Here is a 16,625-nt window from a genome sequence, read left to right on the forward strand (position 1 = left end):
CGCATGCGACTGTCCGCGGGAAGTCCCGCCCGCCTAGGTGCAAGCTGGGACGGAAGGGGCACCAACTTTGCGTTGTTCTCGGCCAATGCAGAGAAGGTCGAGCTCTGCCTGTTCGACGGCCAGGGCCGCCGCGAAATTGAGCGGATCGAACTGCCCGAGCGCAATGAGGACGTCTGGCACGGCTATCTCAACGACGTCTCGCCCGGGCAGCTCTATGGCTATCGCGTCCATGGGCCCTATGCGCCCGAACGCGGCCACCGCTTCAATGCCAACAAGCTGCTGCTCGATCCCTACGCCAAGCGGCTCGCCGGCCGGCTGGTCTGGAGCGATGCGCATTTCGGCTATCGCACCGGCAGCGCGCGCGAGGACCTTTCCTTCGATCGCCGCGACAATGCCCGCGGCATGCCGAAAGCCGTGGTCATCGACGAGAGCTTCAACTGGGGCCGCCGTGAGATCCGGCCGAACATTTCCTGGGGAGACACCATCATCTACGAGGCCCACGTCAAGGGCCTGACACAGAAGCGCGCCGACATCGCGCCCGCCTGGCGTGGCACCTATGGCGGGCTGTGCTCGCCGGCGATGATCGATCATCTCAAGCTGCTCGGCGTCACCACCATCGAGCTATTACCGGTCCATGGGCTGATCGACGACCGGGTGCTGGTGGAGCGGAAGCTGGCGAACTATTGGGGTTACAACACGCTGGCGTTCTTCGCACCCGAGCCACGCTACGCGCAGGACAACGCGCTCGATGCCTTCCGCACCACGGTGGCGCGGCTGCACGACGCCGGCATTGAGGTGATGCTCGACGTGGTCTACAACCACACCGCCGAGGGCAACCATCTCGGCCCGACGCTGTCGTTCCGCGGCATCGACAACGCATCCTATTACTGGCTCAGCAAGGACAATCCGCGCTACTATGACGACTTCACCGGCTGTGGCAGCTCGGTCAACCTGACCCATCCGCGCGTGCTGCAGATGGTGATGGATTCGCTGCGCTACTGGGTCGAGGTCTGTCATGTCGACGGTTTCCGCTTCGACCTCGCCACCACGCTGGCGCGGACGCCGACCGGCTTCGACCGCAATTCCTCGTTTCTGACCGCCGTGCGCCAGGACCCGGTGCTGGCATCCGTCAAGCTGGTCGCCGAGCCGTGGGACCTCGGCATGGGCGGCTATCAGGTCGGCGCATTTCCCTCGCAATGGTCGGAGTGGAACGACCGCTATCGCAGCGCGATGCGGCGCTACTGGAGCGGCGAAGGCAGCCTGATCGGCGAAGTATCGCGCCGCATGACCGCTTCATCCGACCTGTTCCATCACGACAATCGCGCAACACGCGCCAGCATCAATCACATTACCGTCCACGATGGTTTCACGCTGGCCGATCTGTTCAGCTACAACGACAAGCACAATGAAGCCAATGGCGAGGACAATCGCGACGGCTCCAACGACAATCACAGCAACAATTGCGGCCATGAGGGCCCGACCACGGACGCCGCGATCGTCGCGCTGCGCCGCCAGCTGCGCAAGAACCAGCTTGCCTGCCTGTTCCTCGCGCAGGGAACGCCACTGTTACTGGCGGGCGACGAAGTCGGCAATTCGCAGAACGGCAACAACAATGCCTATTGCCAGGACAACGAGATCGGCTGGGTCAACTGGGACAATCTCGGCAAGGCGGGCGACGACCTCACCGATTTCGTCGGCCACATGACGGCGCTGCGCCGGCGCTTCCCCCAGCTCCGCTCCCAGCGCTGGCTCTCAGGACGCCGCAAGGACGGCTCCTTTGACGGGCTGTGGCTGACACCCGCGGCCGAGGAGATGCAGGAATCCGACTGGAATTTTCCGGAGGGCCGCTTCCTCGCCTATGTGCTGGCGCCATTGGAACAAGGCCAGCCGCCGATCTTTATCGTGCTGAACGCCGCCCCCGAAGAGATCGCTTTCACCTTGCCCAAACTACCCGAATACAAGAACTGGCAGCAGGTGCTGAACACGACCGAGGCCAGCCAAGGCTTCGCCGAATTCGCTTCCGGCGCCGAGAGCAGCGCACCGCCGCGGTCGGTGCTTGCCTTTGCGGGCGCGACATGAATGCCCGCCAATTCGGCCCCTCCCTGGCCGACTACGGCACGCGGTTTCGGCTGTGGGCGCCGGCGGCGAAACGTGTCGATGTGATGCTGGAGCGGCCGCACGCCATGAACCGTGGCGAGGACGGCTGGTTCACGGCTGACATCGCCGGCGTGAGGGCTGGCGCGCGCTACAAGTTTCGCATCGATGATGACATCGACGTGCCGGATCCGGCATCCGAGTTTCAGCCCGACGACGTGTTCGGCCCGAGCGAAGTGATCGACCACAACGCGTTTTCCTGGCGCGCCGCAGGCTGGCGCGGGCGGCCGTGGCATGAGGCCGTCATCGTCGAAGCGCATGTCGGCACGTTCACCAAAGAAGGCACGTATCGCGCCATGATCGACCGGCTCGATCATCTCGTCGCGACCGGCATCACCGCCCTGGAATTGATGCCGCTGGCGGATTTCGCCGGCTCCCGGAACTGGGGCTATGACGGCGTGCTGTGGTATGCGCCCGACAGCGCCTATGGGCGGCCGGACGATCTCAAGACCCTGATCGACGAGGCGCATCTGCGCGGGCTGATGGTGATGCTCGACGTGGTCTATAATCATTTTGGCCCCGAGGGAAATCATCTCGGCCGCTATGCGCCGTCCTTCTTCACGGATGCCCATACGCCGTGGGGCAGCGCGATCGACTATCGCGTCAGCCAAGTCCGCGCCTTTGCCATCGAGAACGCCGTGCACTGGCTGCGCGACTATCGCTTCGACGGCCTGCGGCTCGATGCCGTCAACTCGATCGTCGAGCCGGGTGGCCTGTCGCTGCTGCACGACATCAGCGCCGCCGCCGGGCGGTTCGCGGCGGAAACAGGCCGGCAGATTCATCTCGTGCTGGAGAATGGCGACAACCGCGCCAGCATCCTCGATCCCGTTCAGGATCCGCCGCAAGGCAAATACCGCGCGCAATGGAACGACGATTATCATCACGCCTGGCGCGTGATGATAACCGGCGAGAAGCAGGGCTATTATGTCGACTACCAGCGCGCGCCGCGGTCTGACATCGCGCGCGCGCTGTCTTCCGGGTTCGTCTATCAGGGCGAACCGTCGGAATTTCGCCGCGGCAAGCGCGGCGAGCCGAGCGGCCATCTGGCGCCAACCGCCTTCATCAACTTCCTGCAGAACCACGACCAGATCGGCAACCGGGCGCTGGGCGACCGGCTGGAAGGTAGCGCCGACGCGCGGATGATCGAGGCGGCGCTTCAGATCCTCCTGATCGCGCCTCATATCCCCATGCTGTTCATGGGCGAGGAATGGGGCTCGACGGCCCCCTTCCCGTTCTTCTGCGATTTCGGCGGCGACCTTGCCGACGCCGTTCGCAAGGGCCGCCGGGTCGAACTGGCGTGGGCCTATGCCGAATATGGCGACGAGGTCCCCGACGCGCTGGCCGCTTCGACCCGCGATTCCGCCGTGCTCGACTGGGACGGCCGCGATACGTCGGCCGGACGAAAGCGCCTGACGATGGTGCAAGAGTTGCTGCATGTCCGGCGGCACGAGATCGTGCCCCGTCTGGTAGGCTCCTCTTTTGGGAAAGCAGATGCGGCCGACAACGGCTTGCTGACGGCAGATTGGCGAATGGGCGATGGCACGACACTTCGCCTCCTCGCCAATCTCTCGGAAAAGTCCGTCAGCCATAGCCAAGCCGTGGGAACCCCAATCTGGGGAAACGAGTTGGGCAATAGCGTGCCGCCATGGTCGGTGCACTGGCGCATCGGATAGGAAAATGCCCCCGGCAATCCCGATCGCGACCTATCGCCTGCAATTGTCGGCGGACTTCGATTTCGATGCCGCAGCTTCCGTGGTGCCCTATCTGAAGGCGCTCGGCATCACCCACCTCTATGCCTCCCCCTTCACGCGCGCCCGCAAGGGCTCAACGCACGGCTACGACGTGACCGACCATGCCGAGTTCAATCCAGAACTCGGCGGCGCAGCCGGCTTCGAACGGCTGAGTGCCGCGCTGCGGCAGCATGATGTGGGTTTGATCCTTGATTTCGTGCCCAACCATGTCGGCGTGCATTGCGCCGATAATCCGTGGTGGCTCGACATGCTGGAATGGGGTCCGGCGTCGCCACACGCAGCCTCCTTCGACATCGATTGGGATCAGTTGCCCTATCGGGCCCGTGGCGGCGTGCTGCTGCCGATCATCGGCTCATCCTACGGACAGGCGCTGGAGAATGGCGAGATCGAATTGCGCTTTGATGCCGGCGAAGGCAGCTTCTCAGCCTGGTATTATGAGCACCGGCTGCCGATCGCACCGGAACGTTACGGCGAAATCCTGCGCATGGTCGTCAAGGAGGCCGGCGCAGAGGAAAGCGCAGCCGGTCAAGCCATGCTTGCACTGGCGCTGCGCTATCAGGGCCCGCGCCGTCCCAATCGCAAGGAAGCACCGGGCTTCAAGGCGGAACTGCAAAGCATTGCTGGAGCCGCCGGCATCATCGCGCGGGGGCTGGATGCCTACCGCGCCGGGGCGGACCGGGCTACTCAGACCCTCGCCTTGCACCATCTGCTGGAGCGTCAACACTACAAGCTCGGCCATTGGCGACTTGCCTCCAGCGACATCAACTACCGTCGCTTCTTCGACATCAACTCCCTGGCAGGCCTGCGCGTCGAGGATGCCGGCACCTTCGCCGCGATCCACCGCCTGGTCAAACGGCTGATTGCCGAGGACAAGCTCCACGGGCTGCGGCTCGACCACATCGACGGCCTGCGCGATCCCGTGCAGTATTTCCAGCGCCTGCGCCGGCTGGTCCGCGATGCGCATGGCGGCCACCTCAGGCCGTTTTATGTGGTGATCGAAAAGATTCTCGGCGAACACGAGAAACTGCCGTCATTTGCCGGCGTTCATGGCACCACCGGCTATGAGTGGATGAACGCGATCACCCGCGTGCTCACCGATGGCCGCGGGCTGGAGCCACTCGACGAGGTCTGGCGGCAGATCAGCAACCGCTCGCCGCAGCTCGAGCCGATCTTGCGGGAAGCCAAGCGCCGCGTTCTGGAAACGCTTCTCACCAGCGAGTTCACCGTGCTCACGCGCCTCTTGGCGCGCATCGCCAATGGGCACTACTCGACCCGCGACTATTCCGCCGACAGCCTGCGGCAGGCGCTCGAACTCTATGTGCTGCATTTCCCGGTCTATCGCACCTACCTGACATCCTCGGGGCCATCAGAACATGATCGCCAGTTGATCTCGCAGACGATCGAGCGGGCCCGCGGCGACTGGTTTGCCGCCGATGACGGCATTTTTGATTTCCTGCGCGACACGCTGACGATGGACCTGATCAAGCCCGGCCGCGCCCACCATAGCGCGCCGCGCGTGCGCCGGTTTGCGCTGAAAGTCCAGCAGTTCACCGGGCCAATGATGGCAAAATCGCTGGAGGATACGACATTCTACCGCTACCACCGCCTGCTCGCGCTCAACGAGGTCGGCGGCGATCCTGCGGCGAAGGCGCTGTCGGCCGACGATTTTCACCAGATGATGCAGGCACGCGCCAGGGAATGGCCGCGTGGCATGACCGCGACCGCGACCCACGACACCAAGCGCGGCGAAGACGCTCGCGCACGTTTGATGGCGCTCTCGGAGATTCCGGGCGAATGGACCAGCGCGGTGGCGCGATGGAAGCTGCTCAACGCGCCGCATGTGGTGGCTGACGGCGATCTGCGGGCGCCGTCAACAACTTTCGAATACATGCTCTATCAGGCGCTGCTCGGCGCATGGCAGCCGGACGACGCGTCGTTCGTGGAGAGGATGCAGGAATATGCGCTGAAAGCGGCGCGCGAAGGCAAGCAGGAAACGAGCTGGCTCAATCCCCACGCGGCCTATGAAGAAGGTGTGAAAGATTTCATCGCGAAGATTCTCGATCCTTCGCTCTCGGGCGAATTTCTGGCTTCCCTGCAGACACTGGCGCAGCGGCTGTCGCTCATGGGCGCCTTGAATTCATTGAGCCAGATCACGCTGAAGACGACTATGCCGGGCGTGCCGGATTTCTATCAAGGCACCGAGCTATGGGATCTCTCGCTGGTCGATCCCGACAACCGGCGTCCGGTGGACTTTGCTGAGCGCGCGGGCCGTCTCGATACGCTCAAAAATCCGGACTGGACCGGGCTCGTTGAAAAGTGGCCAAGCGGTCATCTGAAGCTCGCCTGGACACGGCATCTGCTCGAGCTTCGAACCGAGCTCGCCGACATCTTCACGAATGGCGACTATGAGCCCTTGGAGGTGAGCGGGCCGAGCCGCGATCATTTCATCGCATTTGCGCGGCGCCGCGGCCGCGAGGCGGCGATTGTCGTCGTTACGCGCTGGTTCGCGCCCTTCACCGATGGCGGCAGACACTGGCCCAGTTCGGAGACTTATGAGGCGGTGCTGAACGTGGCCGGCTATGCGGCCGAAGGCTTTGCCGATGCCGATGCGACCCAGCTGCGCCTGCCCGACCTGCTCGCGCATCTGCCGGTGGCCGTCCTGAAAGCCAAGCTTACTGTTGCGGCGAAACCGGCGCGAAAGCGCGAGGGCCTGGCGGCTATTTCTTTGTAAGCAACAGCTTGCCGCGGTTCTGGATCGCCGCCTGGGCGGCCTCGGCAAAGCGTTGCAGCAGCCATGGCAGTACGACTTCCACTTGCACGTGGTCCTCGGCGACGTCGACATGGCCGGCAGCAGCCTGACCGAGGGCACGCACGCGGAAGATCATGCGGTTGTCCTCCCACCGCTCCTCGTCGACGCTCAAGACTGGCACGCTGGAAGCGGCACGCGAGAGCCCGGTCTTAAGCCGGCGCATCGCCTCTTCGCGTCCAAGACTATGCGGGATGGAAACCACCAGCGGCTTGGTCATCGCAAGAATCCTCCTCACCTTAAGCGCATGTAATAGCTCGCGGTTCGAAAGGAAGAGGCGCGGTGATTGTCGCGGTGCAGTACGGAACTTAGCTGACTCCCGGTTGTTGTTCCACGCAAAGGGCAGAACGTGCAAAACGCCCCATTCGGGCTGAGGAGAGCTTTATGTCTATCGGCACCATTATCCTGATCATTCTCATCATCGCGCTGCTCGGCGGATTCAGCGGCATCGGCGGTGGACCGTTCTATGGCACCGGCTATTACGGCGGCGGCGGACTGGGTCTGGTGATCGTGATCCTGCTGATCCTGCTGCTGCTCGGAAAGCTTTAAACGACTTGCGGTCTATTTCACACGGAAGCTGTCATCACCCGCGAAAGCGGGTGATCCAGTTTTCCAGAGGGAGCCGTGATGATCGAGAGGCCCCGGCGTACTGGATACCCCCGCTTTCGCGGAGTAGATAGTGGTGCCGAGGCTAGAGCTTGCCAGCCAACTTCTTCATCGCCGGCTTGATCGACGCGGCTGCATCATCGTAGCCGTCCCATGCCTTCGTCTTTGCCAGCAATCCGGGCACGGTGCGGACCGTGTACTTCTTCGGATCGAGATCGCCGCGTACCTGCGTCCAGGTTAGCGGCATCGAGACCGTGGCGCCCTCGCGCGCCCGCGGCGACAACGCGGCGACTGCCGTGGACATACGGTCGTTGCGGAGATAGTCGAGGAAGATTTTTCCCTTGCGCAGCTTCTTCGACATGTTGAGCAAATAGCGCTCGGGATCATCATTCGCCATCCACTGGCAGATGCCTTGTGCGAACGCTTTGGCCTCCTTCCAGGACACCTTGTCCCTTGCACCATAGAGGAGCGGCGCCACGACATGCAGTCCCTTGCCGCCGGTGGTCTTGCAGAAGCTTTCGAGGCCGACTTCCGTCAGGCGCTGGCGCATCTCCTTGGCCGCATCAATGACTTCGGAGAACTCGACATCAGGCGCGGGATCGAGGTCGAACACCAGCCTACCCGGCGTGTCATAGGCATTGGGCGCGCAATTCCAGGGATGCAGCTCGAGGCCGCCGATCTGCGCCACCGCCGCCAACGCCTCGACGCGGTCGATCTGCAGATAGGGTTTGCGATCGCCCGATACCTTGGCGAGTTCGAACAGGTTGGACGCGCCCTGCATGGCGTGGCGCTGGAAGAATTTTTCGCCGTGGATGCCGTCGGGTGCACGCACGATAGAGCATGGACGTCCCTTGATGTGCTCGATCATCCATTCGCCGACCGCCTCGAAATAGTGGGCGAGGTCGAGCTTGGTGACGCCTTCGCCGTCGCCGCCATCGGGCCACAACTCCTTGTCGGGCTTGGAGATCACCACGCCCATGACCTCGCCCGTCTTGCTGGTGGCAGGCTTTGCGCGCGCGGCCACTACCTTGCCCTTGCCGGGCTTCGGCTGCGTAACGCCTTTCGTCGAGGGCGCTTCCGCTTCCACTTCCGCGGCCGGCTTGTCCTGCCGCAGGCCCTTGAACGCCGCCTGGCGGACGTTTCCGTCGGCGGTGAAGCCCGCGAATTCGATCTCGGCGACCAGTTCGGGCTTCAGCCAGTGCACGTCGCGGGTTTTCTTCGGCGCGTTCTTGCCGCCGAACGGGCTCTTGTCGGAAGCCGCGGCCTTCAGCGCCGGCATGATGCGGCGGACCTTGTCCTGCCCGAAGCCTGTCCCGACCATGCCGACGAAAGCGAGATGATCGCCGCGATAGACACCGGCCATCAGCGAGCGGAACTTGCCATTGGTGGTCTTCCAGCCGCCGAGCACCACCTCGTGCCCGGCGCGGCATTTCGCCTTGGTCCAGCTCTCCGAGCGGCCGGAGCGATAGGGCGCGTCGAGCTTCTTGGAGACCACGCCCTCTAGTTCCAGCTTGCAGGCCGACTGCAGGACGGCATCACCGCCGCTTTCGAAATGCTCGACATAGCGGATCTGCTTCTCCTTACCCTTGCGCGCTTCCAGCAGCTTCTTCAGCCGCGCCTTGCGGTCGCCGAGCGGCAGGCCGCGAAGGTCCTCGCCGTCCGCGAACAACAGGTCGAACGCATAGAAGATCAGGCTTTCGCTATCGCCGTCCGACAGCGCGGCCTGCAGGGTCGAAAAATTCGGCGCGCCATTATGATCGAGCGCGACGATCTCGCCGTCGATCAGCAAGTCGGAAAGCGATTTTGCTTCACTGGCGATCGACTTGAACTTGTCGGTCCAGTCGAGCCCCTTGCGGGTCTTGAGCACAGCCACTCCATCTTCAACCCGCAGCTGCACGCGGTAGCCGTCGAACTTGATCTCATGGCACCAGCCATCGCCGCCGGGCGGCCGCTCGACCACCGTGCAGAGTTGCGGCGCCACGAAATCCGGCATCGCGGTGACTTTCTTCGGCTTTGCCGCCGCTGCCGGCGTACGGGTCCTCGTCTCCGGGGTGGCGCGCAGGGCCGCGGTCTTCCGTGTGGCGCGCGCCTCGGCAGCACCACCACGGTTCGACTGCCAGACCGCGTCAGCCTTGGTCTTCGTCGCCAGCATGAACGGTTTCGGCGCCTTGCCCTTGCCTTGTGCAATCTGGTCCATCGTGCGCCCCGAGGCGACGGAGCGGTCTTCCTCCAGAATATCGTTGGCCTTTCCCTCCTTCACGAATTCGTCGCGATGCTTGATCAGCAGCCAATTGGTGCGCTTGCCGCCATAGCGGTCGCCGCGCATGCGCACCAAGACCCAGCTGCCATGCAGCTTGCCGCCGTGCAAAGTGAATTTCAGGTCGCCCTTCTTGAAGCCGCGCTCGGGATCATCGGATTCCCAGAAGCCGCGGTCCCACAGCATCACGGTGCCGCCGCCATACTGTCCTTCGGGAATGGTGCCTTCGAAATCGCCGTAGTCGAGCGGGTGGTCCTCGACCTCGACGGCGAGCCGCTTGTCGTGCGGATCGAGCGAGGGGCCCTTGGTGACGGCCCAAGACTTGAAGACGCCGTCGAACTCGAGCCGCAAATCGTAATGCAGGCGCGTGGCGTCATGCTTCTGGATAACGAAACGGCGCCGCGCGGCCGGCGCGACCTTGACGTCGCCGGAGGGCTCGGCCGTCTTGCCGAAATCGCGCTTCTTTCGATACGTGCTGAGTTTCTTCAACGCCACGGCAAACCTCGACGGTAGCTTCGCCCCTTGGGGCCGCTCGCACGGCATCCGGAACGAAAACCCATACTAACCGTTGAAGTTCCCAAACCCAACCTCTTGCCGGAGATCGTAAATGGCCCCCCGCGCCTATTGGAAAGGCTCGCTGAAACTCTCTTTGGTATCATGCCCGGTGGTGCTCTATCCGGCCTCGACCTCGGTCGAGAAAACCCGCTTTCACATGATCAACAAGGAGACTGGCAATCGCCTGAAGCAGCAGATGATCGATGCCGAGACCGGCGATGTCGTCGAGAGCGACCAGAAGGGCCGCGGCTATGAGCTGAAAAAGGGCCAGTATGTCGAGATCGAAAAGGAGGAGCTGGAGGCGGTCCAGATCGAGAGCAATCACGCCATCGAGATCGACAGCTTTGTGCCGCGGGACGAGATCGACAAGCGCTATTACAACCACCCCTATTACATCGCGCCGGACGGCAAGGCTGCCGTCGATGCCTTTGCGGTAATCCGCGACGCGATGAAGGATGAGGACCGGGTTGCACTGGCGCGCATCGTGCTGACCAACCGCGAGCACGTGATGGCGATCGAGCCGCTCGGCAAGGGCCTGCTCGGCACCACGCTGCGCTATCCCTACGAGCTGCGCGACGAGGAAGATTTCTTCGATAGCATCAAGAGCCCGAAGATCACCAAGGACATGGTTGAGCTCGCCGGCCATATCCTGCACAAGATGGCCGCGCATTTCGATCCATCGAAGTTCAAGGATGAATATGAGGACGCGCTGAAGGCGCTGGTGCGCCGCAAGGCTTCCGGCAAGCCGATCAAAATGCCCGAGCCCGAGGAGAAGCCCGACAACGTGATCAATTTGATGGATGCGCTGAAGGCGAGCCTGAAGGGCAAGCCGGCGGCAAAGCGACGGGCTCATGGTTCAACTGCGCGGCACGCGCCGGCACGCCGGACGGCGAAAAGGGCGCACCGGACCGGGGCCAGGCATCGAAAGGCGAGCTAGACTCGCTCTGCAGTCATTGCGAGGAGCAAAGCGACGAAGCAATCCATTTCTCCACACGCGTTGAGCGATGGATTGCTTCGCTTCGCTCGCAGTGACGGGGCTACTGGCTAGCCCGTTCCTACACGCCGTTTCCTTGCTTCTATCCCGCTTGCATTACCCGGAGGCAAAAGGCATTTTCCCCGGAACCTGACGCCACAGAAAAATACAGGCGCAGGCACGGGGAGGATTTGATGGCATTGACCAAGTCGCATGTTGCGGGACCGATCACGCCTGCGGTGCGGGAAATGACGTTCGGCGATCTCTTGCGCAAGGCGGCCGAGGAAGCGCCTGATCGTCTGGCCCTGATCGCCGGCGTCCCCGATCCGAAGCTGCGCCGGCAATGGACCTACGCCGCGTTTTACCGCGCGTGCCAGCGTACCGCCCGTGCGCTGCTGTCGCGCTTCAAGCCTGGCGAGCGCATTGCCGTCTGGGCGCAGAACATCCCGGAATGGATGATGCTCGAATTCGGCGCCGGCATGGCGGGCATGATCCTCGTCACCGTGAATCCTGCGTTCCGTGCCCGCGAGGTCGAATATGTACTGAAGCAGTCGCGCGCGGCCGGCGTTTTCGTCGTCAACGGCTTTCGCGGCAATCCGATGCTGGAGACTGTGCAGGAGGTCAGGCCGAATTGCCCGGAGCTGCGCGAGGTCATCTGCTTCGACGATTGGGATGCGTTCGTTGCCGGCGGCGACAACGATGATATCAAGCTGCCCGCCGTCAGCCCCGACGATCCCGTCATGATCCAGTACACCTCGGGCACGACAGGCTTTCCGAAGGGCGCCCTGCTCCGCCATCGCGGCCTGCTCAACAACGGCGCCGACACGGCGGAGCGGATGGGCGTCGATCCCGGCGATGTTTTCGTCACCACCATGCCGCTGTTTCACACCGGCGGCTGCGTCTGCTGCGTGATCGGCGCGGTGTCGATGGCGGCGACCACGGTGCTGGTCGAGGCCTTCGAGCCGGGCCTCGTGCTCGAAATGCTCGGAACCTATCGCGGCAATGCGATGCTCGGCGTTCCCACCATGCTGGTGGCGATGATCGAGCACCCGACATTCGCCACTACCGATCTGTCGTCCGTCAAGGCGATCTGCTCGGGCGGCTCCACGGTGCCGGCGGCGCTGGTGCGCCTATTGGAAGAAAAGCTCGGTGCGCCTTTTACCATCGTTTTTGGCCAGACCGAATGCTCTCCCGTGGCGGCGCAGACCCGCACCCATGACAGCGTCGAGGACAAGGCCAACACGATCGGCCTGCCGCTGCCCAACATGGAAACCAAGATCATCGATCCCAACACCGGCGAGACCGTGCCGATCGGCACGATCGGCGAGTTCTGCACCCGCGGCTACCATGTGATGATCGGCTATTTCGAAATGCCCGATGCGACCGCGGCTGCAATCGATGCCGAAGGCTGGCTGCATACCGGCGATCTCTGCGCGATGGATGCGCGCGGCTATTGCACGGTGGAAGGCCGCCTGAAGGACATGATCATCCGCGGCGGCGAGAACATCTATCCGCGCGAGCTGGAAGAGCTGCTGTTCAGGCATCCCAAGGTCGGCGAAGTTGCGGTCATCGGCGTCCCCCACGAGAAGTGGGGCGAAGAGGTTGCTGCCTTCATCCGGCCCGCACCGGGCGCTGTGATCGACAAGGAGGAGCTCATCGCCTATATGCGCGCCTCGCTCTCCCCGCATAAGACGCCAAAGTACTGGTTCGTGGTCGAAGCGTTTCCGCTGACCGGGTCGGGCAAGATCCAGAAATTCAAGCTGCGCGAAGCCTGGACCAAGGGCGAGATGACGGCGATCTGACCCGGCGCCCGCTGTCATGATCTCAGGAGCTCTCGGCAGCGGGCGAGGTGAAGATCGCCATTGCTCCAATGGCCCCCCGGTTCTCGTCGCGGAGGACGTGGAGCTGTCCGCGCAGGGTCTTGACCTCACCGCTGCTGCATAGGCCTGGGGCATCGAAGAAAGTGCCTTCGCCGCCCGCACTGCCGGCCCCCATCGCGTGGCCAAAGCCGCTCCAGTGAGCCTCACGCAGATCCGGTGGCACCACAAGATCGAGCTTCTTGCCGACGGCGTCCGTTGCCGGGTAGCCAAACAGGGCAGCGGCGCCGCTGCTCCAAAGCCGAATGACCCCTGTTGCATCTGCGATTATGATTGCGTGTTGATCCATGCTGACCTCTTTTGCGACGGCGGGCCGGCCAGCTTCCGGCGAGCACGACGTAACGGTGTTTCGCACGGCCTCAATATTCGTTACGCCTGCTGACGCGATCGTGATCATCCCTTGTACGTCGGCTGGCGCGGATGGATACAGTCCTTGAAATCCGCAAAACCCTTCCAGCCCGGCTCCGGCGCGTCCTGCCCGGCGATCGGCACATAGATCGAGGGCTCGATCGCCCCCATGGTCGGAATATAGCGTGGGCAATTCGGGAAGATCGCGCGCGCGGTGACGCGAACGATGAGCTGCGCGCCGACGGTCTTTGCAAGCAGCGGATCACTGTCGCTCACCCTGGCGCTGCCATTGACCCGCAAACGTTTCGGCTTGTCATGCATGGCAATGAACAGCAGGCCGACATTGTCGTTCACGACGATGTTGCCGAGGCTCTTGAACATGCCATTGCCGTCATAGTCCGGGAACGCAAGTTCGGAAGGGCCGGTGACGCGGACAAAGCCCGGCGCTCCGCCCTTGAACGAGCAATCGGGACGACCATCGGCATCGGCCGTCGCCAGGAAGAAGTACGGCAGGCTCTCGATGTACTGCTTGTCGTCGGCGGCAAATTCCTTCCGCATCAGCTTCTCTTCCAGCCGGTCCGAAATGCGGCGGCTGTCGAAGCGGTCCTGCAGTTGCCGATTGCCTTCGTGATACATCATGCTCTCGGCCATGACCGTAGACCTCCCTGTTCTGATTCACCCGGGCTGCGGGCCCGAGTCATATCCCAAGGGAATCATATCACTTTATGGAGAGACTGCGTGCGGCAAGCTGACCCGCGCAGCCGACCGCGATACCGATCGCTATGCAAGCTTTCAGCGCCAATCGAAAGCCTGTAGATTTCCGCTGCCGCCAGCCTGCCACCTACATTACGACCATTGGCCCGGGAGCTTCACCAATGCTGCAGCTTTATGGAAATTCGAGATCGCGTGCGGCGCGATGCCTGTGGATGCTCGAGGAAGTCGGCAGGCCCATCAGCTGGTGGAAAAGACCACGCGTGCAGACGATCTGCAAACCGCAGAATATCTGCGATTGAATCCAAATGCCCGGATTCCGACTCTGGTCGACGGCGAGCTGGTGCTCTGGGAGTCGATGGCGATCAATCTCTATCTCTCGCAAAAGTATGACGGACCGCTGCACTGCACTGGTCCGGAAATGCTCGGCCTCGCCGCGCAGTGGAGTTTCTGGGCGATGTTGGAGATTGAACACCTGCTGCTCAATCTTCTAGAGCACCGCGCACTGCTGGCGGAGTTTGCGCGCGATCCCTCCGCGATAGAGCGGAACGAATTGCTGCTGAAGAAGCCCCTGAGCGTGCTGAACGATGCGCTGACCGGACGCGACTATTTGGCCGGAAACAGCTTTACGGTCGCCGACCTCAACGTCGCGGGCATCCTCATCTGGGCAAGAATGGCGCGGCTGGACATGTCGGCTTACCCGGATTTGACACGATGGCTGAACGTCTGCCTGGCGCGACCTGCCTATGCGCGCGTCCGCGACCAAGCCCGCCGCAGATAGCCGCTACGATTCGGCCACGCACCGCACAACGAAAGACTAAGCCCCGATTTTGATCTGGATCATGTGGGAGCCGCGCGGCGGTCCTCAGGCTAAGTCGCCATGGCTTTCGCGCCTATGACGGCGCGCGCTATCCCGTGACATTCAGAGCTATCGTTTCCATTCCTACCGGCCGATGTCCGCGCCATTTCCACCGCCTGGTTCACCGCTCTGGAAGGGACCTTTGGGGAGCTGAAGGGAGGTTGACGGCAACTGAGGGACAGGCTGCGAGTAGCCGGAGCGATTCGAGCGGCTAGTGGGGCCTTAAGCGGCCGAATGGCGCTGCACCCTGTCGCCACAGCTCGCACCGGACCAGCGTGACGGGCGCGCCTCGCCCGACGCCATCTCCGAGCGGATCTGCAGGGACAATTTCGTCTGACCGCGGGTTCCGGTATCCGGCTAGGAAGGCGTCCGCAAGCCAACACGGGCCACTTCCCGGTGGTCGGAGCAGCTTTATTCGGGTAAATGGCACCGTATTGCTGATTCTGGCGCGTCGGCTGGCTGCGAACTGGCGAGCGTTCTCGACGTGGAGCGGGTACCCACCCCGCGCAAGAAGGGATAACATGGCAGAGCCACGATCCGGTAGACGGGGAGCATCATGACTGCCATATCGATCAGCCGAATAGTCCTTTCCCTGCTGGCGGTTGTTGCGGTCGGCGGCACGGTCTTCGCCATTCAGTATGTCCGCCGCGAGCCGCCTGCTGACAGCGTGGCTGCAGCGCCAGTCCCGGCGATCTCAGGGTCTGCATCGCAGACGCGGGACCAGAGCACGGCCCCGCTCGCGACGGCCAAGTCGGAAGCAAATGCCGTCGTCGACGCGTTGATCGGACGTCCCCCGGCGCCGGAGAGCAACGATGGCGTGCCGACATTTGACGTGGCCCGCATCGAGCCGTCGGGCGAAGCCGTTATCGCCGGCCGGGCCGCGCCGGGCGCAACGGTGGAACTGCTGCGTGACGGCGAAGTACATGATCGCGCAGTTGCGGACTCTTCCGGCCAATTCGTCATTGTACCGCCAAAACTCCCTTCAGGCACCTATGACCTGACGCTGCGCTCGAAACAGGCTGACGGCACGGTGACGACATCCAAGCAGCGTGTGACCGCGGCGCTGGAGCCGAAATCGACCGAGCGGCCGGTCGTGGCGCTGGTCACCCCGGACAAGCCGACCGTCGTGCTGTCGCAACCGGCTGGGCCAAAGCCGGCAGCTGGCGCTGTCGTCGTGGAAACCGTCGAGATCGAGCGAACCGGCAAGTTTCATGTGAGTGGCCAGGCAAACCCCGGCGCTGCATTGAGGCTTTATCTCAACGACAGTTTCATCACATCGGTCACGGCCGGCTCGGACGGGCGTTTTGCGGTTACCATCAATGAAGGGGTCGCGCCGGGCAATTACCGCGTCAGGCTCGACGAGACGTCGAGTTCAGGCGCGGTGCGCGCGCGCGCCGAGGTTCCGTTCAGCGCTCCCGATACAACGGCATCCATATCGGCACAGGCCGGTGCGTCCAAACGTGCGGACTCGGCACAACAGCCGCAGCTTGCCGCTGCCGGGGCCACCGTCCTGCCGGATGGCAGCTCATCGCCCTCCTCCGTCGTCGTGCCGAAGATCACGACCACAACGGTCTCGCGCGGCGACAGCCTGTGGCGCCTCAGCCAGCAATCATACGGCGCTGGCACGCGCTATGCGGTCATCTACAAGGCGAACAAGGAACAGATCCGCAATCCCAACCTGATCTATCCCGGTCAGGTTTTTGTCCTGCCCGCGCAGTAAAAGCGCTG

At 63.2% G+C, this 16,625-nt stretch carries 12 protein-coding genes; 8 read left to right on the forward strand and 4 right to left on the reverse strand.

The genetic code is table 11. The features are described from left to right. The first annotated feature begins 3 nt into the window (after window positions 1-3). Genes glgX through treY form a run of 3 tightly spaced genes read left to right on the forward strand, consistent with a single transcriptional unit; the run spans window position 4 to window position 6,636 of the window. Entirely contained in the window at window positions 4-2,079 is a 2,076-nt protein-coding gene (gene glgX, locus RX331_RS31910) for a glycogen debranching protein GlgX (RefSeq protein WP_317253559.1), read from the forward strand. After that, window positions 2,076-3,827, forward strand: coding sequence for a malto-oligosyltrehalose trehalohydrolase (treZ, locus tag RX331_RS31915; RefSeq protein ID WP_317253560.1), 1,752 nt, complete (start codon window positions 2,076-2,078; stop codon window positions 3,825-3,827). The genes glgX and treZ overlap by 4 nt, the downstream gene beginning before the upstream one ends. A gap of 4 nt (window positions 3,828-3,831) precedes the next feature. Continuing rightward, window positions 3,832-6,636, forward strand: coding sequence for a malto-oligosyltrehalose synthase (gene treY, locus RX331_RS31920; RefSeq protein WP_317253561.1), 2,805 nt, complete (start codon window positions 3,832-3,834; stop codon window positions 6,634-6,636). Here treY and RX331_RS31925 read toward each other — a convergent pair. Continuing rightward, window positions 6,623-6,931, reverse strand: coding sequence for a polyhydroxyalkanoic acid system family protein (locus RX331_RS31925; protein ID WP_317253562.1), 309 nt, complete (start codon window positions 6,929-6,931; stop codon window positions 6,623-6,625). The two genes, treY and RX331_RS31925, sit on opposite strands and share 14 nt — an antisense overlap. 164 nt (window positions 6,932-7,095) lie before the next feature. Here RX331_RS31925 and RX331_RS31930 point away from each other — a divergent pair, with 164 nt between their 5' ends. Then, window positions 7,096-7,260, forward strand: a complete 165-nt coding sequence (locus RX331_RS31930; protein ID WP_065752791.1) for a DUF3309 family protein — start codon at window positions 7,096-7,098, stop codon at window positions 7,258-7,260. Window positions 7,261-7,402: 142 nt separating this feature from the next. Here the strand turns inward: RX331_RS31930 and ligD are convergent, their stop codons facing one another. Continuing rightward, window positions 7,403-10,069 (reverse strand): DNA ligase D, encoded by a 2,667-nt coding sequence (gene ligD / locus RX331_RS31935; RefSeq protein WP_410708030.1) that lies wholly within the window; start codon window positions 10,067-10,069, stop codon window positions 7,403-7,405. Between the two features lie 112 nt (window positions 10,070-10,181). Between ligD and RX331_RS31940 the strand changes: the two genes are divergently transcribed. Together RX331_RS31940 and RX331_RS31945 are read left to right on the forward strand one after the other, a co-directional pair. After that, the gene (locus RX331_RS31940; protein ID WP_317253564.1) at window positions 10,182-11,066 is read left to right on the forward strand and encodes a Ku protein; all 885 of its coding nucleotides are present in this window, start codon (window positions 10,182-10,184) and stop codon (window positions 11,064-11,066) included. Window positions 11,067-11,296: 230 nt separating this feature from the next. Further along, window positions 11,297-12,904 carry an AMP-binding protein gene (locus RX331_RS31945; protein ID WP_317253565.1) on the forward strand — a complete coding sequence of 536 codons (1,608 nt, stop codon included), beginning with the start codon at window positions 11,297-11,299 and terminating at the stop codon, window positions 12,902-12,904. Between the two features lie 22 nt (window positions 12,905-12,926). On the opposite strand, the gene RX331_RS31950 is transcribed toward RX331_RS31945, so the two are convergent. After that, window positions 12,927-13,376 (reverse strand): PAS domain S-box protein, encoded by a 450-nt coding sequence (locus tag RX331_RS31950; protein WP_317253566.1) that lies wholly within the window; start codon window positions 13,374-13,376, stop codon window positions 12,927-12,929. Beyond that, entirely contained in the window at window positions 13,373-13,978 is a 606-nt protein-coding gene (locus tag RX331_RS31955; RefSeq protein WP_317253567.1) for a pyridoxamine 5'-phosphate oxidase family protein, read from the reverse strand. The genes RX331_RS31950 and RX331_RS31955 overlap by 4 nt, the downstream gene beginning before the upstream one ends. Here RX331_RS31955 and RX331_RS31960 point away from each other — a divergent pair. Continuing rightward, entirely contained in the window at window positions 13,965-14,819 is an 855-nt protein-coding gene (locus RX331_RS31960) for a glutathione S-transferase family protein (protein WP_317253568.1), read from the forward strand. The genes RX331_RS31955 and RX331_RS31960 overlap by 14 nt on opposite strands. A gap of 634 nt (window positions 14,820-15,453) precedes the next feature. Further along, window positions 15,454-16,617, forward strand: a complete 1,164-nt coding sequence (locus tag RX331_RS31965; protein ID WP_317253569.1) for a LysM peptidoglycan-binding domain-containing protein — start codon at window positions 15,454-15,456, stop codon at window positions 16,615-16,617. Window positions 16,618-16,625 lie beyond the last annotated feature (8 nt).

It is taken from the genome of Bradyrhizobium sp. BWA-3-5 (assembly GCF_032917985.1).
Classification (GTDB): domain Bacteria; phylum Pseudomonadota; class Alphaproteobacteria; order Rhizobiales; family Xanthobacteraceae; genus Bradyrhizobium.